This is a genomic window from Paenibacillus sp. WG02, assembly GCF_055396115.1.
Genome location: NZ_AP036016.1, coordinates 6,829,374 through 6,848,745 on the forward strand (window position 1 = coordinate 6,829,374; position 19,372 = coordinate 6,848,745).

The following is a 19,372-nucleotide window of genomic DNA, read 5'->3' on the forward strand; positions in this document are numbered from 1 at the left end:
TATTATCGCTATGATAGCAATATTCTCTTCATGCATCAAGTAAAACCTCACTTGGAAATGCTAGGAGAAGTACGAAGAAGAGAACAGATTTGGATACAAAAGGAGCTTAATTTACTTATGACATTGCTCGATATGATAGGAGAAAGTTCTACATACGCTGTAAAATTAGCAAACGAAAACAGCTTGAACTCTGCAAATTCAGACAATTTAAGTTTCACGAACGCCTCAAGTTTGACGAACAATTCAAATTCGACGAACGTCTTAAGTTCGACGAACAATTCAAATTCGACGAACGCCTCAGAGTATCGGCTGTTCGTAGGCATTCAGCTCCCGCAAGACGTCCAGCGGGTGCTTGATATATGGAAAAGCAGCCTCCAAGAGGTGCTGCCTTTCCAAAAGTGGACCCATCCGCAGGATGTCCACGTTACGTTAAGCTTCCTCGGCGACGCATCCGCCGAGACCGCCGAAGCGCTGGCGGCCGACCTGCGCCAGCTTGCAGCAGCTGCGCTGCCGCTGACCCTGCACGCCGAGGGCCTCGGCGTGTTCGGACCTCCGGCGGCGCCGTCGATCCTCTGGGCGGGCCTCGCCGGCGACCTCAACGCGCTGGCTGCGCTGCAGCACGAGGTCGCGGGCGTCTGCGCCCGCCACGGCTTCCCGGCCGAGGCTCGCGCCTATCGGCCGCATCTCACCCTAGCCCGCCGCTACCGCACAGCGGCGGGGCCATTCAAGCGCTCCGCCCTAGCAGCGGCTGGGGCGCCTGCCGGCGGCTGGCCCGCGTGGCGGGTAGAGGACATTGTCCTCTACCGCAGCCACTTGGGCCGCCAGCCGGCGTACGAGCCAATAGGCGTGTTCCCGTTTGAGGCATGAGTCCCACACTGGAATTAATATCTTGTTTTTGTATAACTTTCAAGAATTCTACAAATAATTTAACCGATTGAATTAGATGTTATAAAAGAGGAGGATCCGGTGTGCCCGAATGGATTGAAATTTTTTTACGCACATTATTGTCAGTTGTCGTGCTTTTCTTTATGACAAAGTTGTTGGGAAAAAGACAAGTTTCTCAACTTTCCTTGTTCGAATACATAACTGGTATTACAATTGGTAATCTCGCGGCTTACATATCATTGGAGAAAGATTGGTATTTAGGGTTAGTGTCCTTAGCCGCTTGGGTCGCGTGCTCTTTAGGAATTGAATTTTTACAGCTAAAAAGCAAAAAAATGCGGGATTTTATTGATGGGAAAGGAACCGTGCTCATTAGAGACGGTAAAGTTTTGGAAGATAATTTAAAGAAAGAACGACTCACCACCGATGAACTTATGGAGCAATTAAGAAAGAGATCGGTATTTAAAGTGGCTGATGTTGAATTTGCGATCATGGAACCAGATGGGGATATTAATGTCCTATTGGCTCGAAAAAACCAACCGTTGACTGCCAAACATTTGGGCATCCAAGTTGCACCTGAACAGGAGCCCCAAGCGGTTATCATGGACGGTGAAATCATGGATGAAGCATTGGCCACCATCGGTTTAAACAGAGGATGGCTTAAAACAGAACTTGATAAATTGGGTGTGACGATTGAAAATGTATTTCTAGGTCAAGTCGATACTTACAGCCAATTGTATGTGGATTTATTTGACGACAAGATCATGGTACCTGTGCCACAGGAGAAAGCAAGCCTATTTGCAACTTTAAAAAAGTGCGAAAGCGATCTGATGCTGTTTGGGCTTACTACGAATAATAAAGCTGCCAAAGAGATGTACGAACAATGCTCGAAGCAAATGGAGGAAATCATCGCACAATTGAAACCCGTACTTAAGCGTTAAAGCTTCCACGTTTGGCTAATCGAGCAGCGTCTGCGCTGTATGGTCGCGGGCAAGTTCGAACATCCGCTGCAGCTGCTCAGCGGTATTTCGCTCCACCGAGAGCGGCGGCAGTTCGCCCTCGCCGAAGAACTGAGCGCCGGTCGTTTCCAGACCAGCTTCAAGTGCTTCCCCGCCCACCAACTCGCACAAGATGAACATCTTGTACACGTGGTTGGCCGAGGGCGGGTGCGCGTGGCGCTTCTTATCGAAGACCGCCAGCAATCGCACCGGCTTGACATCATAGCCGGCCTCCTCGCGGGTCTCCTTGACGGCGACCTCCGTCGGTGTGAGGCCGATGTCCGCCCAGCCCCCAGGCAAAGCCCAAGCACCGTCGGCTCTTTCCTTCACCAGCAGCAGCTTGTTCTCTCTCAATACGACTGCCCGAATATCCACTTTCGGCGTCTGATACCCTGTGTCGCTAGCGAATAAAGCTGTCACCTTATCGATCGGTGTCTCCGAGAAATAACTCATCATCTCCACGCTGATCTTGCGCAGCGCCTCGTATCGCTCCAAGTCATACCCATTCTCACCGTAAGTAAGCCCCGCTTGACTAATGGCCTGAATCTCTTTGGCCCACCCCAACCATGGGATATTCATCCGTTCCCCAACTCCGTTCCGATATATTTCTTAATGCCGCTATAAATAGCAACCATCTCCTCAAGCTTCATCCGAACAAGCCCGCTAGAAGAGGGACATACATAGTCGATCACACCTTCAACCATCGGATCCTGTTGAGTCCCCCAACTCATTCCCCTACGGCCGCTATACTGTTCATATACACCTTTCCCTACAAAACAGACAACACTTGGACGATAGGCTTTGATCTTTTCTTTCAAAATAAGTCGACCTTCCCGGTATTCCTCTGACGTAATTTCTGCAGCCGTTAAAGAAGGTCGAGCCACGATATTCGTAAACCCGTAACCGAGCTTCAACAGATCCCCATCCTCTTGAGGTTTATACAGCCGAGGTGTTAATCCCGCTTGGAAAAGGATCCGATAAAAACGATTGTTCGGACTCGCATAATGGTGACCCGTTTCTCCGGATCGTAAACTAGGGTTATAGCCCACGAAAAGTATCCTTAAATCCTCCTGCAGATGATCCGAAATAGGCTCTATGCTCACCGTTAAAGCACCTCCACTAGCACGAAGAATTTTTTCCTTTTTAACAGGTTACCATGAACGACTAAAAACCAAAAGCCGAGGCACAGGACCCCGGCTTTCATTTAGATAAACTTTAAAGACTCATAGGACTTGCCTAGTACAGCAGTGGTATCGCCTTTTAACCATTTATCAATAACCGTGCTGTAAACGGAGCGGAAATCAACCTCATACTTCAAATCCCCATTGTCCAAATTGCTCAGGCTCGGGTACGCTCCATAGAGACCGCCATTCACTTTGCCTCCAATAATAAACATCGGAGCTGCCGTTCCATGGTCGGTTCCGCCGCTTCCGTTCTCCTTCACCCTGCGACCAAACTCCGAAAACATCATCACCACAACACGGTCCTGCAGTCCTTGTGACTCCAAGTCTTTATAGAACGCTGTCAGACCCTCGTCAACTTGAGTCAGCACTTTGGCATGCTGTACCTTCTCATCGGCATGATCGTCAAAACCGCCGATTTGCACATTAAATATTCTTGTGCCTGATTTACCGGCCAGCAGCTTAGATACTAATTGGAGATCCCTTGCAAAATTAGTTTTCGGATACTCCACTTTATTCGCATAAGCAGCCGTTAAAGCTTGAATCGCTTCAACACTTTTGAAGGCTTCATATCCACGCCCTGATACGACGCGCAGCTGTTCCGTCTGATTCTGCACACCATACATCTCCAAGAATGCTTTGGTGATCCGATTTTTGTCCATCATCGCAGTTTTCGGATCAATCAGATGATAGGTTTCTAAAGATTGGATAACAGGAAAGCTCATCTTCTCTGAAGCAAATGCCTTGCCACCTGCGCCAATCTGTATAGCTTTGAGCGGATTGCTGCTATCTCTTAAAGAAGACTCCGCATAGCGTGCAAGCCAACCGCTTCGACTCATCTTCGCTGGCTCAGCTGTCTGCCAAATTTCCATAGAGCGGAAATGAGAGTGATCGGGTTCCGGATATCCAACTCCCTGTACGACAGCCATTTTCCCAAGCTTATAAAGTGCAGAGAGGCCAACTAAACTCGGATGCAAACCTACTTGATTATCCAACGCAAGCACATCCTTCTGCTGGTAAGCCAGCGTCGGGCGCGCATCATAATAAATTCCTTGTCCATAAGGGATTAGCGTATTAATGCCATCATTCCCGCCGCTTAACTGAACAACAACAAGCATGGGTTCATCAACATTATCGTCAACACCGCCAGCAAAAATCGATTTTCCCGTTGCTGTAAATAAAGCCCCGCCTAGGCCTAAAGTCGCAAACATGGCTGTACCTTTCAGCAGAAAATCCCTTCGCGATAATTTCATTTTTCTCACCCCTTGCTATTTCATTTGAGCTTCCGGGCTAATCAGCACTAATTGAAGCAAGCCTCTCAATCCCACATTTTTTTGCTTTGTATGTATAATGGTATCGTCTGCGTATGCACGTAAACCCTGCAATGTTTTATCCGATAAATCCGTGATTCCCATACGCTGACTCCACATTTTCACCCACTCTTCCGGACGCTCCTGTTGTTCAGGTGTATAGTCTGCCGATGAGAGCACTTTCCCGTTCAGCTGCTTGGCAATGGACTCGGCAAACTGGTACCTGGCTAATAAGGCGTTTGTATTCAGCCAAGAGGTGCCTCCTCTCCAACCTGCAACATCCGGCGGAGAATATAGCTCCTGTCCCATCCTCCTCATCGCTTGTTCATGCCCCTTCGACACAGTTAGCTTACAGCATTTGAGAATACCTGCCACATAGTCAGCAGGTGTTTTGATGAGAGATAACCGCAATTTCTCATCGTAAAATTCGTCCGATAGGAATAACTCTTGCAGTACTTCCCCCACAGTAACCTTTTTTGATATTTGTTCGGCAACTTTTTGAATCCAACTATCTGAGGGGCTGTCCGTTGCAAAATATTTGAGCAGCTTCGTAGCAAGAAAGATCGGCAGCGTTTTTTGATGAAAAATAATTTCAATTACATCTTCCGAATTCAGCTTTCCCGTTTCTTCAAGCAGCGTTTTCGTATCATTGTCGTGTTGTTTAGGATTATAAGCTACTTTATTTTCCTTCTTGTCATAAGTCCATCCCGTGAAAGCGCGCGCCGCTTCCTTCACATCAGTCTCTGTATAGTGACCGATACCTAGCGTGAATAGCTCCATGGCTTCGCGGGCATAATTTTCATTCGGTTTCCCTTTTTTATTCCGATTCACATCTAGCCAGACCATCATGGCAGGATCTTTACCTATGGCGAGTACGAGTTCTTTGAAATTTCCTAGTGCATGTTGGCGAAAAAGGGTATTTTGTTGAACCATTAACGTGACATCATTAACCTTATAATTCGCCGTTGCAAAATGTCCATGCCAGAACAATGTCATCTTTTCAATGAGCGGAGCATTGGAATATACCATTCGATATAACCAGTACATTTGTTGATCAGCTAATTGCAGCGGATCTAGTGACTTCTTGCCATCAGCAGTTAGTTGGTCAAATGGAGTTAGCGATGGTGCCTGATCGATCAACGCTTCTCCTGCAATAAGACGTCGCACCGTTTCCTCACGACCTAGTGCAACACAAGCAGTAACTTCTTCCCCAGTGGAACCAAATCCCGCTCGATGTAATAAATGAACGACTTCCTTGTTAGTCCATGGTGCTCCCATGATCTCCCCCCTCGCCCTATTTTCCAAACTGTACCACATAAATATGTCAAAAGTGTGTGGAAATGAAAAAAGGATAGAGCTATCAGAATTATCTGATTCTCTATCCGTGAACCTATTCATGAGAGACCCTAGCTTGGATTAAGAGAAGATCATAAGTGGCTGCGATGCCTCCCTGTAGGCTGAACTTTTCTTCGTATGCCTTAAACATGCCTGCGAACAGCCTTCGCGAGCTGAGTCCAGGCGTAGCGGCAGCTTCCGAAGTGCTAGCTCCCATTGCTTTAACCGATAGTAGAAAATCTCTTACGGAAGCATACATTTCTTTTTGAATCAACCGTTCTTTGTGAAAACTTGAAAATCCTGCTTCCATGAGCGAGGTTTTCCACTCATAATCGGTTTGAAACGACAGTCCGTGCCGCTGTGGTTCCATGTCCATGGTTCGATACACGTCATGAAATGACTGATGCAGCTCGTAAAACGTTCTCGGCCCAAATGTTGTGAACACCAGTAAGCCTCCAGGACGAAGCATCTGCCGAAGGTGACGTAACGTTTGCCTCGGATTCTTAAGCCATTGAAAGCAGGCGCTCGAGACAATGAGGTCGAACGAGGCTTCTTGCGCATCTGCCGACCACTTTTCTACATCGGCATGAATAAAGCTTAATCGATCCGGTTGACTTTGGCTGACAGCCAAATGGCTTGCCGCACCTGATCGGACACGTTGCTCCGCCACTTTGATCATGCCAGGTGCAATATCTAGTGCAGTAATAGACGCTTTGGACCATTCGTTAACCAGAATTCTGGTCAGAGTACCCGTGCCACAACCAATCTCAAGAATATTAGTCGTCTCTTCACCCTTCCACGCGATGAGAGATTTAGCAAGCTGCTCTGCCATATTGCGCTGCACATTGGCGTGAACATCATACGAACCCGCTGAACTACGATTAAATTGGCGCTCAATATCCGTTATCCTTCTGCTCATCCCACCATCGCCTCAGTTTCTCAGCTATCTCAACTTCTCTTCCCAAAAAAGGCGCATGCCCGCTGTCCGGTATGGAAAGCAACTCTGCTTGAGGCAATTGTGCTGCAAGCTCTTCCGCAGCATTGTAAGGACAAATCCTATCCTCCGTGCCGTGAATAAGCAGAACCGGACATTTAATTTCCGGCAGCCCAGACAAGACTTCCTCACTTCGCAAAATCTGAAGACCAGCAATTAGTGCTGGAGTTGTCCAGCTGCCAATGAGAGGAAATCTTTTGCCGAGACCGGCCTCCCATTCTGCTTCTGTAAACATAACCTGCCGAAATTTTGTTTCAACGGCTTGTGGATCCTTCTTAAGTTCTATAATCATCTGCCTAACGTAGGCATCTGCCCAGCCGCGGTCCATCTCTTCAATGGAACGGGTAAAACGAGCTGTAGCCGCAAATAACACCAGCCCATCGGCGAAACCTTTAACCGCTAGCCTCAACGCAAGTAATCCACCGAGCGACCAACCTCCGATTAACAGTGGACCACGGAAATCCCTAGTCTTACCTGTAGAAATATCCGAAAACCTCATGTTTTCTGCCGCCGTTTCAGTAAGCAGCAGCATTTTCTCCAGAGAGTCGGCCTCACTGTAATCAACGGAAACATGATGAAAATCCGGGAGCAACTCGCGAAGTCGATCGAAAACCGTATCCGGCATGCTCCATCCGGTCAGCCATAAGATGGTGCCGCTTGTCGATGCAATCATAGTCTTAGCACTCCTTGTTGAAGTCCGACGGTACGGATTCGCTCAGCAGCATCAATCAATTCCTTATTCGAATGAACAGCTGTCAATGAGAAGCGAATACGAGCTGAACCAGCAGGCACCGTAGGTGGGCGGATGGCAACCGCCGCGATCCCTTCCTCTTCAAGAGCACCACTGAAACGTTGGGCCGTATCATTATCACCGATGACTATCGGCACAATTGGAGAATCGCCAGTACCTACATCAAAACCTGTCGCGCAAAGCGAGGACCGAAACAGCCTAATAGCCTCATGAAGTCGTTCACGGCGCCAATGCTCAGTCTGTACCAAATCCAAAGCTTTTGAAATACCAGCTATAAGAGAAGGAGGCAACGCTGTTGAATAGATAAGCGGCCTTGCCTTATTTATCAGCCAACGAATGAGTGTGCGGCTACCGCACACATAGGCTCCATACACACCGAAAGATTTACTGAACGTTCCCATATGGACATCCACTTCATCCTGCACCCCGAGCTCATGGCACAATCCCTCGCCGCGCCCCCCGTATACCCCCCCACTGTGCGCCTCGTCCACCATCAACATCGTTCCGTATTCGTGTTTGAGTAGAACGAGTTCATGCAAAGGTGCCTGATCACCATCCATGGAGAAGACGGCATCTGTAACGATCAGCTTTCGCCGTTTATCACGGTACTTATTCAATAAGAAACGCAAATGTTCCATATCGTTATGACGATACCGAGCGAGCTCCGCACGGCTCAATATCGTACCGTCCACAATGCTGGCATGGTTTAGCTGATCGCTGAAAACAACATCATCTCGGCTTACTAGCGCACTAATCACACCAGAATTCGCCATATATCCATTTGCAAAAACTAGCGCTGCTTCGCAGTTCTGCCAACCGGTCAGTGCTTCCTCAAGTCGGCCATAAGGCGCCCGGTTGCCTGTCACAAGACGCGATGCACCTGAGCCTACGCCTTCGCTCAGCAGCGTTTCGCGCATCACTTCCACAATGGCGGGATGCTGCGAGAGTCCAAGATAATCATTGGAAGACAGATTGAGCAGTGAGCGTTCTCCACAAACCGTATAACCAGGGCATTCCGGAACCAGGCTGCTTACACGCAAAGAACGAATCAACGAGGCGTCCGTCATGGCCGCAAGTTCTTTTTCCATCCAATTCATCATCGGCACCACCTTAAAAGGCACTTAATTCAATCTCAAACCCCAAATCTTCAATTATCTGATGATCCGTTCCAACCTCTTGGCCTGCTGTTGTTAAATAATCACCAACAAAAAGTGAATTTGCAGCGTACAGTGATAGCGGCTGCAGTGAACGGAGGTTGACCTCACGACCGCCCGCTACTCGGATTTCTTTAGAAGGACAGATGAAACGGAACAGAGCCAGTACCTTCAAAGCTTTCATCGACGGCGTGCGGCCTGCATGTTCCAATGGGGTTCCTGGAATCGCATTTAGGAAATTAATCGGAATCGAATCCGCATCGATATCGCGAAGCGCATAAGCCATTTCAACAATTTCCTGATTCGTCTCGCCCATGCCGATAATGACACCAGAGCAGGGTGACATTCCGTATGTTTTTACTTTTTCCACTGTTTCAACACGTTGGTCATAGGTATGAGTTTTAGTAATAGATGGGTAATTGGCTTTGCTGGTATTTAGGTTGTGGTTATAGCGATGTACGCCCGCTTCCGCAAGACGTTCGGCTTGCTCATCCTTCAAAATGCCCAGGCATGCGCAAATTTTTAGCGGCATCGTTTCACAGATTTCTCTAACCGCATCCACCACTTGATCTAGTTCCTTGTCTGTAGGACCTTTTCCGGCTGCTACGATGCAATAAGTTCCAGCTTTGCGTGCCATAGCTTCACGTGCGCCGGCAAGCAGCGTGTCTTTATCGAGCAAGGTGTATTTATTAACTGGCGCCGTCGAAACAATGGATTGTGAGCAATAGCCGCAGTCCTCGGGACAAAGGCCGCTTTTGGCGTTAATGATCATATTCAGCTTCACTTTTTTACCATAAAAATGTTTTCTCACTTTAAATGCAGCCTGCAGCAAGGGCAGTACCTCATCATTGTCGGCTTCTAGTACAGATAGCCCTTCCTCTAGTGTTAAACATTCCCCACTCAACGCTTTTTGGGCAAGCGCTTGCCACTCCATATCGGCAGCAATAATTTCCATCATTATCGTCCTCCTTAGCGCTTTCCGCAGGAAAGCTTTCTCGTAAACATTCGCTATCGTTTAAAATTCAAAGCCTTTCTGATAGGCGCGACTTGTATCGTTTTTCGAATGGTATGTATCAAAGTTTCTGAATTCGCGTTGGTTTGCAAATGGGGAAATCGGCCGAGCACTTGAAGACCGCTATAATGCTCGATTAGTTCCGCATTCGTAGCAACGCTCGGATCGTCATGCCCCTCCGTTAATTCGCCGTCGTTCATTATGACGCCTACAATCGGGATTCCGTGATACCTCAGAAATGACGCCGTCAAAAGCGTATGGTTAATCGTGCCGAGGCTGGAACGGGCTACTATTAGAGCGGGCACATGGAGTTCCGCGATCAAGTCCACTACAAGGGCATCATCGGTCAGAGGAACTGCAACACCGCCTGCGCCTTCAATGAGCAGCGCTTCATAACGATTAGTGAGCGGTTCCCCAGACCGCAATTAACTCCTTCAGCGTTAAGGTCACACCTGCACGCTTTGCGGCGAGCATTGGAGTAAGCGGAGCTTCGAATGTAAATGGCGCCACCGCCTCTGGCCACTCATAGATTCCCGTGCTTTGCAGCAGCCGTTCAGCATCGGTAACTCCGCTGCCAAGAAGTGCACCGGACTGTACCGGCTTCCATACACCTGCGTTCAATCCTTCGGCGCGAAGCGCAGCGGTGATTGCTGAAGTCACAATCGTCTTCCCAACGCCGGTGTCCGTACCTGTTACAAATAATCCGCGTATCGAACCCATGTCCATCTTGTTCATAAAGCTCGGCTGCCTTCTGTGACGTTAACAATCGATTCAGTCAAAATATCTATCATCGCATCAAGATCAGCTTCTGTGCTAACAAGAGGAGGGATGAAGACAATCACATTGCCGAGCGGCCTCGTCAGCATCCCGAGCTCTCTGGCCCTCATGCTCGTACGAACGCCGATTCGTTCTACCCAATCGTAGGGCTCACGTGAACCTTTATCACGTACGAGCTCGATTCCGATCATCAATCCCTTTTGCCGGATGTCACCAATATGCGGTCGCTCCTTAAGTGCTGCGAGCTTATTCTCGACAAAGGACGCCTTAGCTCTAACTCCTTCAATGATCTTGCGCTCTTCAAACAGCTTCAAACTGGCCAGAGCAACGGCACAGCCAAGTGGGTTTCCCGTGTAGGAATGACCGTGAAAAAATGTTTTCTGCTCATGGTAATCCGCATAAAACGCCTCGTAGATCTCATCCGTTGCAAGTGTCGCGGCCACAGGCAAATAACCGCCGGACAGCCCCTTCCCTACCACCATCAAATCAGGTGATACGCTTTCGAGATCACAGGCGAACATAGCGCCAGTACGACCAAAGCCGGTCGCCACCTCGTCGGCAATAAGCAGTACGTCATACTTGCTGCAGAGTGCTGCCATCTCACGTAAGCAGCCCGGCGGCATGACAATCATTCCGCTGGCCCCTTGCACAATCGGCTCCACAATGAGAGCTGCGATCTCATCTGCTCTTCTCTCGAGCAACTTACGCAGTGCGGTTAGCGTAGCTTCCAATGCTTCCGCTGCACCGCCTTCATGGCGATAAGCGTAAGGATATGGAATGACGTGCGATGGAAACAGCATGGGACGGAACACATCATGATACAGCGGTATCGCACCTACACTAACCGCGCCAATTGTATCTCCGTGGTACGCTTGATTCATCGTAATAAACGTCGTTTTTCCCCGTGATCCCCGGTTGTGCCAGTATTGAAATGCCATTTTGATCGCAATCTCGACACCGGTTGCTCCTGAATCCGAATAAAATACTTTGTTTAACCCTTTCGGAGCGATCCCTACCAGCTTCTCTGCAAGTTCGATTGCCGGTATATTGGCCATTCCTAGAAGGGTGGAGTGGGCGACTCGCCCTAACTGGTCCGCAATCGCTTGATTTAACTCCGGTACGTTGTGTCCATGTACGTTTAGCCAAATTGATGAAAAACCGTCGTAATAAGATCTTCCCTGGACGTCATAAAGCCTGATACCTTCGCCGCGTTCGATAATGAGAGGATCTGTGCTGTTGTAGTCTTTCATCTGAGTAAAAGGATGCCATAAGTACGACTTGTTCATTGCAGCAAGACGTTCGTAATCCGTTGTCACAAATGATCACCATCCATATATTTGATTGTCAACTTAAAATCGTATTTAAGGTTGACAATTGATTTGTGGTTATCTTAGCAGATCGGAACGTCCCTGTAAAGAGAATTCCAATTCATCGCAACATGTTGTTAAACATAAAAAAATGAGCAACACAAAGCGTAGTTTACACTTTGCATTACTCACAATATATGTAATAGCGTATTGTTTTCGGAAACTTTATCTTGGTTTAATTGCTAACTGTTTGGTCAATTCAAGGAAGGAACCAACAACTCGACGAACACGTTTATCGACATCTGGATGGATATCTTGATAGGTGACACCCGGATGGAAGCTCTTCCGCTGGTCGCCTCCAATAGACAGCCAATCTGGGCAGTTAATGCCATGCAGATTGCGTACAATCGTCTGCAGCTGCGTCAGAGAGCTGACAGCAATTGCTCCGCCTGCTGAGCTTACAGATAAGACAACCTTGTTGCTGAAATGGTCTTGTCCCAAATGATCAAGCGCGTTTTTCAAAACACCCGAAATTCCACTATGATATTCCGGTGTTGCCAGTACGATCCCCTCTGCTTTAAGCATAGCTTCTTTTAATTTCTCTAGAGCTTCGTGCCCCTCGTTTGCATCATCTGGTGTATAGAAAGGGAGCGGTGTTTGATACAAGTCAATCAACGTCACCTCGTGGCCCTCTTGGGTCGCAAGATGCTTGATATATTCAGTAAGTCTTGTGCTTGTCGCTGATCTCTGGTTACTTCCTGCTATCATGGTAATTTTCATATTAATCTTCCTTCCAGATCTGATTCATGCATTCATTATACCTCAATTTCAATCAAATAACATCACTAATTATAATAATTATCAAAAGAGTATTAGTATTGAAAAATGAAAAAACTGCCTCCTCCATAGAAATCTATGGAAGAAGCAGCTCGTATGTTATTGATGTATAAGTGCTAAAGAATTAGCAATCGAAGTAAAGGTTGTACTCGTGTGGGTGAATACGGATGGCTACAGCTTTCGCTTCGCCACGCTTCAATTCGATATAGTTATCGATGAAATCTTGTGTGAATACGCCGCCTTCGATCAAGAAGTCGGAATCAGCTGCAAGAGCATCCAAAGCTTCATCTAATGTACCAGGAACGCTGCGGATTTCAGCTTTCTCTGCATCGGACATTTCATAGATGTTTGTATCAAAAGGACCGTATCCAAGAGCACGCGGATCGATTTTCTTTTTGATACCGTCAAGACCTGCCATCAGCATTGCTGCGAAAGCGAGGTATGGGTTAGCCGTGCTATCCGGTGTACGGAATTCGATACGACAACCTTTAGGTGTCACCGCTGCGATTGGAATACGAACTGCTGCGGAACGGTTACCTTTGGAGAATACAAGGTTAACCGGTGCTTCGTAACCAGGAACCAGACGTTTGAAGGAGTTCGTACTTGGGTTTGTCAATGCAATCAAAGCTGGTGCGTGGTAAAGAATACCACCGATATAGTTGATTGCCATTTCACTTAGGTTTGCGTATGCTCCTTTTTCATAGAACAAAGGCTCGCTTCCGTCGAAAATGGACATGTGTACGTGCATACCGCTACCATTATCACCAAACAGTGGTTTAGGCATGAAAGTTGCTACTTTACCGTATTCTCTAGCCGTGTTGGCAACGATATATTTGTATTTGAGCAGGTTATCTGCTGTTTTAGTCAATGTGTCAAAACGGAAGTTAATTTCAGCTTGACCAGCTGTAGCTACTTCATGGTGGTGACGTTCGATACGAAGACCTGCGTCAGCAAGCTTATTACACATTTCGGAACGAATGTCTTGTTGGGAGTCAACTGGAGCTACAGGAACGTAACCGCCTTTGACTGGAACCTTATAAGCTAGGTTTCCGCCTTCTTCTTTGCGGCCTGTATTCCAACCTGCTTCTTCGGAGTCAACTTCGAAGTAGGATTTGTTCATGCCGTTCTCATAACGAACATCGTCAAAAATGAAGAACTCGGACTCAGGAGCGAAGAATGCAGTTGTACCAACACCTGTTGTTTGCAAATACTCTTCTGCTTTTTGAGCGATGCTGCGTGGATCGCGATCATAACGTTCGCCTTCTGGCGTATGAATGTTGCTCATAATGACCAAAGTTGGGTGAGCAGTGAAAGGATCTACGTAAGCAGTCTCTGGATCTGGCATCATAACCATATCAGATTGTTCAATACCACGGAATCCCGCGATGGAGGAACCATCAAAAGCTACCCCATTTACGAAAGTTTCTTCATCTACTTCTGTTGCAGGCAAAGAAATATGGTGGGCTTTACCGGAAAGACTTACGAAACGAAAATCTACCCACTCGATGTTTTTTTCCTTGATAAGGTTCAACACGTTTTGAACTGACATTTAAAAACCCTCCCATTTCCGTACATTCAACGTACTTTGCATGATTAATGTTCAACTTTTGGTTGTTATCTTGCACATATTATATAGCGATTAAGCTTACACAGTCAATACTTATGTCAGGTATTTTTTAAAGATGTGTAAGCTATGCTCACACTAATTCACATATTTGTCCGTCTTATATCCATAAACAGGAAAACTGACTTCCTCATTCGAGGAAGCCAGTCATCTTAGAACTATTACCGTTACGCCAAGATAACTTCTTTATGTGTATCAAACTTTTTACCAAGCAGCGGAGCAAGCTTCTCAAGATCAACAAGTAAATTAGCGAATTGATCCGGGAACAAGGACTGAACGCCGTCCCCAGTCATTGAATTGTCTGGATCTGTGTGCATTTCGATGATCAAACCATCTGCTCCTGCGGCTACGGATGCCTTAGTCATAGGAACAACAAGCTCTCTACGGCCAGTACCATGACTCGGATCTGAGATTACCGGAAGATGACTTAATTGTTTAAGAACAGGAATAGCCGATAAATCTAGTGTATTCCGAGTGTACGTTTCGAATGTTCGGATTCCGCGTTCACAGAGCATAACATTCGGGTTACCGCCAGCAAGGATATATTCAGCAGCATTCAAGAATTCATCGTAAGTGGAGCTGAAACCACGCTTAAGCAATACTGGTGTTTGAATAGTCCCAAGCTTGCGAAGCAAATCAAAGTTTTGCATATTACGTGTACCTACTTGCAAAATATCCGCGTATTGGGCACATACATCAACATACTCAGGAGTCATAACTTCTGTAATAGTAAGAAGTCCATGCTTCTTACCCGCTTCAGCCATCATGATCAAGCCCTCTACGCCAACACCTTGGAAGCTGTAAGGACCTGTTCTTGGCTTGAATGCGCCGCCGCGAAGAACTTGACCTCCCGCTGCTTTCACTAAACGTGCGATCTCATCTATCTGTTCTGGCGTTTCTACAGCACAAGGGCCGCCCATAACAACAAGCTGCTCGCCACCGATTTCAACATCTTTAATTTTGATAACGGTATCAGCCGGATGAAAGTCACGGCTTGCTAATTTATACGATTTTGAAATTTTCACGACTTGCTCCACTCCTGACATTTGACGCAGCTGTTCAGCTAATTTAGGATCGGCCTTGCCGATTATTCCGATTACTGTGCGATCCTCACCTTTGGAGACGTGAGCTTGAACACCTTGCTTTTCTATAAATTGTACAATTTCCTGAATACGCTCATCTGACGTTTTGTTGGATGTAATGGCGATCATCTTAAACACGCTCCTTATTTATATGGGTTGAATCACTTGAATACTTCAACGCTTGTTCGCTTCTACGCTTTTAACCGCTAAAGTAAATATACAACGCTTGACGAGTTTCCGTCAAGCCTTAATTTATTTGCTATTCATTTGTATTCGAAGGCGCAAGTTGATCTTTACGGATTCTACGTTTTTCTTTGCGGCGATTCGCATGGTATTTAAGTAAGAGCATAATTGGGAAGTAAGAAATAATTCCGAGTATCAACCCAACCACCATACCGCCTACAATCAAATCCAAACCACTTCTAATAATGTTAGAAAGCATGTGGGGTAAATGATGGATCAGATAAATCTTAAAGTGCTTCGGTACCAACCAATCCCCCACTTGCTTATTGAGAATCGAGAATGGAATATAAATCACTTTTCCAAACACAAATCCAATTAACGCTCCAGGTAAATTAGCTCTTAATAAATAAACCAACGGAAAGATAAGAGCGAATGCAAAACCGGCTGTAGGTAGTGTAAACATCTCTACAAACAATCCAATTGAAAAGCCGCGTGCTACCTTGGAAGGACCGCCTTTGGCACGTAAGAGAAGTAAATATTTATATCTAAACCAGCGCTTCATGCTTTTCCAATCGTAGCGAGCTTTCACTTTCATCATTTTCACCTTCTGAGTGCTTTGCATGCTGGTCTCAATCCCGCCCTGTGGAATAAATAAGGATCACTCACTACTAGCCACTTTGGATTTAACAGCCGGAATGAGCTTCTTCATATTAATAGTACGCGTAATATCCCAACTGGTTTCATCTTTTAAATCATAAGCCTCCAAATAGGAAATTACCTCTTTGGTTATCGGTGTTGGTGTCGAAGCACCTGAGGTAACACCGACCTTGCGTACATGGGTTAACCACGTGCGATTAAGCTCAGTGATATCAGATATTCTATACGCTCTAACGCCTGCAATTTCCTCTGAAACTTGCGCTAAGCGGTTCGAATTATTACTTTTCGGATCTCCAACTACGATAACTAAATCAACTTCCTTCGCTTGTTCAGCTACCGCTTCTTGTCTAACCTGTGTGGCTAGGCATATCTCATTATGGATCTCAGCTTTTGGGAATAGTTCCAGTAATCGATTCATAATATGCTTAATGTCCCATTGGCTCATTGTTGTCTGGTTAGTAATAATAATACGTTCGGATTTAATATTTAGTTGTTCGGCCTCTTCAAGCTTTTCGATGAGATGCACCTTGTCAGGAGCTACACCTACTGCGCCCTCAGGCTCAGGATGAGCTTTCTTCCCGATATAGATAACTTCATAGCCGTCGGCTACTTTTTCTCGAATTAAATCGTGTGTCTTCGTCACATCTGGGCAGGTTGCATCCACAACGGTTAAACCCTTATCCCGAGCTCGGCGTCTTACTTCAGGAGATACCCCGTGAGCTGTGAAAATGACCGTCCCTGTTTGGATTTGTTCTAATATTTCAAGCCGGTTCTCACCATCTAAGGTGATGACACCTTCTTCTTTGAAGAAATCAGTAACATGCGCATTATGAACAATCATGCCTAATATATAAATAGGTCTGGGAAGATTTAAGTTTTTAGCAGTTTGCATAGCAAGCGCCATAGCATCTACAACGCCATAACAATAGCCTCTGGGTGTTATTCGGACTACTTCCATTTCTTCCACCTGCCTAAGAAATCATTATTTTCTTTCATTATAGCTGATTATACAGGGAGAGGAAAGTTTGCTGGAAGCCAAATCATAAAGGTGCTTCCTTCGTCTTTGCGCGTTGTCACTTCAATAGACCCACCGTGTTCATCTATAATCCATTTGGCGATCGATAAGCCAAGTCCAGTTCCAGACGTCAGTCCCCTGGATAAATCTGCGCGATAAAATCTATCGAAAATATGAGGAACATCCTCTTTATCCATGCCAATTCCGGTGTCGGCAATCCGAATACCTATAAAGCTATCGGTTCGCGATGCCTCGAATCTTACGGTTCCAACTGGGGTATACTTGAACGCGTTTTCGATGAAAATAAACAACAGCTGCTGCAAGTAATCCCGGTTCCCTTGTACAGCCGCATGTTCTAGTGCATCTAGATCACCCACTTGCCAATCAGCGGTATGCTCGAGCAATTGAGCCCGCCTTACCACTTCTTGAACGAGCGGCATGATCTCAACTGGCCTCTTTTCCATAAGAACGCCGGCATCTGCTCTCGCCAGAGCCAGAAGATCATTGACTAGTCTGCTCATTCGCTGTGCTTCACCTGCGATATCATGCATAGCTTCGAGTGACATTTGCATTTGATCAGGCGTAGCAAGTTCTGTACTCCCCGAAGTTTGCTTCCACATCTTTTCAAGCAAGTCGACATTTCCTCGAATCGTTGTAAGCGGTGTTCTAAGCTCATGAGATGCGTCCGATACGAACCTGCGCTGAGCGCGGTACGCTTCATCTAATTCTAGATAGGTGATCTCAATACGAGAGAGCATCCCATTGATCGTCTCCGTCAAGCGCCCAATCTCATCAAGCGGGCCGTCATAGTGGATACGCTTCTCTAGATCATCGCTGCTTCCTATTTGATTCGCGGCATCAATGACGCGTTCTATCGGCTTGAGCGCTTTACGCGCCAAGAACCAGCCAAGTGAAGCTGCCACAATAATCGTGAGTAATGCCCAAACCATCAGCGTATACCCGAGGGTAACGGACGTTTTTTCATAACTGCCAATCGGTACAGCAGCTTGAAGAACCCCGATGAGTTGGTTCTGGTCATCAGACCTGATCGCTTGATTGTAGATGAGGAAGTCTTGCCCCAGTACCTTGGTCTTTTCGAAAAAACCATCCTCATTCATTAATTTATCAATCGTATTTTTCGCTAAAGGCAATGTAACATCATAGAATTGTAAGTTAGCCGAGCGATTAAATTTTTTGAGTGCAATATTATATAATTGCAGAAACGTATTCGTAGAGTAGAAATCTCTACTCTCCAGTTCCAGATCAACAACGAGTCCCTTCTGTGAAAGGGCGAAGCTCTTTTGAATACGCAAAGAGGTATTGCTCGCTTCCCTTTTCACATCTTGGCGAATTTGATCGTATAGGAAATAATTCAAGAAAAAATAAAGAAGAATGCCGAAGAGCAGCATAGTTAGAGCCAAAATACCTGAATACCAAAGCGTTAGTCGCAAGCGAAGTGACATATTAAGATTCCCCTCTCAATACGTAACCTGCCCCCCGCACCGTTTGAATCAATCGTTTATGGCCATATTCTTCGGTCTTTTGGCGCAGCAGCGCGATATAAACCTCCAAAACATTGGATTCTCCGCTATAATCGTAGCCCCATATTTTTTCCATAATAATATCTCGTGAAAGGACACGCTTCGGATTCTGCATGAACAAGTGAAGTAAATCAAACTCCTTGGTTGTTAACTCAATCAGTTTCTCGCCGCGAAAAATCTCACGTGTATCCAAATCCAAGATTGTATCCTCATAACTCAATCTATTCGTCTGCTGCTCAGGACGCTCCGTTCTCCTTCTAAGAAGTACACGTACTCTAGCCAGCAGCTCTTCAAGCGCGAACGGCTTGACCAAATAATCGTCAGCACCAAGATCCAAGCCTTTCACACGATCGCTGATTTCATCTTTGGCTGTAAGCATAAGAATCGGTACCTCGCTGCCGCTTTCACGCACTCGACGAACGACCTCCCAGCCATCAATATGCGGCATCATAACGTCCAAGATCAGCAGATGCGGTTCCGCTGTCAACATTTGCTTGAGGCCATCCGAACCGTTGGCGGCAGTGATGACCGAATATCCTTCAAAGGCCAAACCTCGTCTCAACATAGACGTAATTTTCTCATCATCATCAATAACCATTATGTTCTCTCTCATCGACGAAACCACCCTTCTATCAACCATTGTAACAAATTCAGCTATCCATGCAAAAAGAAGCAGAGCCTGCAAGCTTGCGGCCGCGGGACTCCACTTCCTTTTATTCCGAACTAACCTTT

20 protein-coding genes are annotated in these 19,372 nt (G+C 46.4%); 2 read left to right on the forward strand and 18 right to left on the reverse strand.

The genetic code is table 11. The features are described from left to right. Positions 1-117 precede the first annotated feature (117 nt). A complete protein-coding gene (gene thpR / locus ACBP55_RS30850) occupies positions 118-867 on the forward strand; it encodes an RNA 2',3'-cyclic phosphodiesterase (RefSeq protein ID WP_464647131.1) in 750 nt (249 codons plus the stop codon). 101 nt (positions 868-968) lie between these two features. Further along, positions 969-1,823, forward strand: a complete 855-nt coding sequence (locus ACBP55_RS30855; protein ID WP_464647133.1) for a DUF421 domain-containing protein — start codon at positions 969-971, stop codon at positions 1,821-1,823. Between the two features lie 15 nt (positions 1,824-1,838). Here the strand turns inward: ACBP55_RS30855 and ACBP55_RS30860 are convergent, their stop codons facing one another. The 18 genes from ACBP55_RS30860 to ACBP55_RS30945 all read right to left on the reverse strand — a co-directional run bounded on the left by ACBP55_RS30860 (position 1,839) and on the right by ACBP55_RS30945 (position 19,253). Beyond that, positions 1,839-2,459, reverse strand: a complete 621-nt coding sequence (locus tag ACBP55_RS30860; RefSeq protein ID WP_464647134.1) for an NUDIX hydrolase — start codon at positions 2,457-2,459, stop codon at positions 1,839-1,841. After that, positions 2,456-2,977: a mismatch-specific DNA-glycosylase gene (locus tag ACBP55_RS30865; RefSeq protein ID WP_464653462.1), complete on the reverse strand. Its 522-nt coding sequence runs from the start codon at positions 2,975-2,977 to the stop codon at positions 2,456-2,458. Before ACBP55_RS30865 ends, ACBP55_RS30860 begins: the two co-directional genes overlap by 4 nt. A 107-nt stretch (positions 2,978-3,084) precedes the next feature. Then, on the reverse strand, positions 3,085-4,314 hold the full coding sequence (locus ACBP55_RS30870) for a DUF1501 domain-containing protein (protein ID WP_464647135.1): 1,230 nt from the start codon (positions 4,312-4,314) through the stop codon (positions 3,085-3,087). A gap of 15 nt (positions 4,315-4,329) precedes the next feature. Then, positions 4,330-5,649 (reverse strand): DUF1800 domain-containing protein, encoded by a 1,320-nt coding sequence (locus tag ACBP55_RS30875; RefSeq protein WP_464647137.1) that lies wholly within the window; start codon positions 5,647-5,649, stop codon positions 4,330-4,332. 112 nt (positions 5,650-5,761) lie between these two features. Further along, entirely contained in the window at positions 5,762-6,625 is an 864-nt protein-coding gene (gene bioC / locus ACBP55_RS30880) for a malonyl-ACP O-methyltransferase BioC (RefSeq protein WP_464647139.1), read from the reverse strand. Next, a complete protein-coding gene (locus tag ACBP55_RS30885; RefSeq protein ID WP_464647141.1) occupies positions 6,600-7,373 on the reverse strand; it encodes an alpha/beta hydrolase in 774 nt (257 codons plus the stop codon). Before ACBP55_RS30885 ends, bioC begins: the two co-directional genes overlap by 26 nt. Further along, entirely contained in the window at positions 7,370-8,548 is a 1,179-nt protein-coding gene (gene bioF, locus ACBP55_RS30890; RefSeq protein ID WP_464653464.1) for an 8-amino-7-oxononanoate synthase, read from the reverse strand. The genes ACBP55_RS30885 and bioF overlap by 4 nt, the downstream gene beginning before the upstream one ends. 13 nt (positions 8,549-8,561) lie before the next feature. Then, entirely contained in the window at positions 8,562-9,560 is a 999-nt protein-coding gene (gene bioB / locus ACBP55_RS30895; RefSeq protein WP_464653466.1) for a biotin synthase BioB, read from the reverse strand. Between the two features lie 53 nt (positions 9,561-9,613). Beyond that, positions 9,614-10,042, reverse strand: coding sequence for an ATP-dependent dethiobiotin synthetase BioD (bioD, locus tag ACBP55_RS30900; protein ID WP_464647143.1), 429 nt, complete (start codon positions 10,040-10,042; stop codon positions 9,614-9,616). Then, positions 10,017-10,352 (reverse strand): ATP-dependent dethiobiotin synthetase BioD, encoded by a 336-nt coding sequence (gene bioD / locus ACBP55_RS30905; RefSeq protein WP_464647145.1) that lies wholly within the window; start codon positions 10,350-10,352, stop codon positions 10,017-10,019. Before bioD (ACBP55_RS30905) ends, bioD (ACBP55_RS30900) begins: the two co-directional genes overlap by 26 nt. Further along, positions 10,349-11,680 (reverse strand): adenosylmethionine--8-amino-7-oxononanoate transaminase, encoded by a 1,332-nt coding sequence (bioA, locus tag ACBP55_RS30910; RefSeq protein WP_464653467.1) that lies wholly within the window; start codon positions 11,678-11,680, stop codon positions 10,349-10,351. Before bioA ends, bioD (ACBP55_RS30905) begins: the two co-directional genes overlap by 4 nt. A 246-nt stretch (positions 11,681-11,926) precedes the next feature. Next, complete coding sequence (locus ACBP55_RS30915; RefSeq protein ID WP_464647147.1) at positions 11,927-12,481, reverse strand: NADPH-dependent FMN reductase; 555 nt, start codon at positions 12,479-12,481, stop codon at positions 11,927-11,929. Between the two features lie 181 nt (positions 12,482-12,662). After that, on the reverse strand, positions 12,663-14,087 hold the full coding sequence (gene glnA, locus ACBP55_RS30920) for a type I glutamate--ammonia ligase (RefSeq protein ID WP_464647149.1): 1,425 nt from the start codon (positions 14,085-14,087) through the stop codon (positions 12,663-12,665). Between the two features lie 242 nt (positions 14,088-14,329). After that, on the reverse strand, positions 14,330-15,373 hold the full coding sequence (aroF, locus tag ACBP55_RS30925; protein WP_464647151.1) for a 3-deoxy-7-phosphoheptulonate synthase: 1,044 nt from the start codon (positions 15,371-15,373) through the stop codon (positions 14,330-14,332). Between the two features lie 130 nt (positions 15,374-15,503). Further along, positions 15,504-16,025: a DUF2062 domain-containing protein gene (locus ACBP55_RS30930; protein ID WP_464647152.1), complete on the reverse strand. Its 522-nt coding sequence runs from the start codon at positions 16,023-16,025 to the stop codon at positions 15,504-15,506. A gap of 60 nt (positions 16,026-16,085) precedes the next feature. After that, complete coding sequence (locus tag ACBP55_RS30935; protein ID WP_464647154.1) at positions 16,086-17,042, reverse strand: 4-hydroxy-3-methylbut-2-enyl diphosphate reductase; 957 nt, start codon at positions 17,040-17,042, stop codon at positions 16,086-16,088. 47 nt (positions 17,043-17,089) lie between these two features. Continuing rightward, the gene (locus tag ACBP55_RS30940; protein WP_464647156.1) at positions 17,090-18,562 is read right to left on the reverse strand and encodes a sensor histidine kinase; all 1,473 of its coding nucleotides are present in this window, start codon (positions 18,560-18,562) and stop codon (positions 17,090-17,092) included. A gap of 1 nt (position 18,563) precedes the next feature. Beyond that, on the reverse strand, positions 18,564-19,253 hold the full coding sequence (locus ACBP55_RS30945; RefSeq protein ID WP_464647158.1) for a response regulator transcription factor: 690 nt from the start codon (positions 19,251-19,253) through the stop codon (positions 18,564-18,566). Between the last annotated feature and the right edge of the window lie 119 nt (positions 19,254-19,372).

Coding starts and splice junctions, on each gene's coding strand:
- thpR (WP_464647131.1), top strand. CDS start 118: ATGACATTGCTCGATATGATAGGAGAAAGTTCTACATACGCTGTAAAA.
- ACBP55_RS30860 (WP_464647134.1), bottom strand. CDS start 2,459: ATGAATATCCCATGGTTGGGGTGGGCCAAAGAGATTCAGGCCATTAGT.
- ACBP55_RS30870 (WP_464647135.1), bottom strand. CDS start 4,314: ATGAAATTATCGCGAAGGGATTTTCTGCTGAAAGGTACAGCCATGTTT.
- ACBP55_RS30875 (WP_464647137.1), bottom strand. CDS start 5,649: ATGGGAGCACCATGGACTAACAAGGAAGTCGTTCATTTATTACATCGA.
- bioC (WP_464647139.1), bottom strand. CDS start 6,625: ATGAGCAGAAGGATAACGGATATTGAGCGCCAATTTAATCGTAGTTCA.
- ACBP55_RS30885 (WP_464647141.1), bottom strand. CDS start 7,373: ATGATTGCATCGACAAGCGGCACCATCTTATGGCTGACCGGATGGAGC.
- bioF (WP_464653464.1), bottom strand. CDS start 8,548: ATGAATTGGATGGAAAAAGAACTTGCGGCCATGACGGACGCCTCGTTG.
- bioB (WP_464653466.1), bottom strand. CDS start 9,560: ATGGAAATTATTGCTGCCGATATGGAGTGGCAAGCGCTTGCCCAAAAA.
- bioD (WP_464647145.1), bottom strand. CDS start 10,352: ATGAACAAGATGGACATGGGTTCGATACGCGGATTATTTGTAACAGGT.
- bioA (WP_464653467.1), bottom strand. CDS start 11,680: ATGAACAAGTCGTACTTATGGCATCCTTTTACTCAGATGAAAGACTAC.
- ACBP55_RS30915 (WP_464647147.1), bottom strand. CDS start 12,481: ATGAAAATTACCATGATAGCAGGAAGTAACCAGAGATCAGCGACAAGC.
- glnA (WP_464647149.1), bottom strand. CDS start 14,087: ATGTCAGTTCAAAACGTGTTGAACCTTATCAAGGAAAAAAACATCGAG.
- aroF (WP_464647151.1), bottom strand. CDS start 15,373: ATGATCGCCATTACATCCAACAAAACGTCAGATGAGCGTATTCAGGAA.
- ACBP55_RS30930 (WP_464647152.1), bottom strand. CDS start 16,025: ATGATGAAAGTGAAAGCTCGCTACGATTGGAAAAGCATGAAGCGCTGG.
- ACBP55_RS30935 (WP_464647154.1), bottom strand. CDS start 17,042: ATGGAAGTAGTCCGAATAACACCCAGAGGCTATTGTTATGGCGTTGTA.
- ACBP55_RS30940 (WP_464647156.1), bottom strand. CDS start 18,562: ATGTCACTTCGCTTGCGACTAACGCTTTGGTATTCAGGTATTTTGGCT.
- ACBP55_RS30945 (WP_464647158.1), bottom strand. CDS start 19,253: ATGAGAGAGAACATAATGGTTATTGATGATGATGAGAAAATTACGTCT.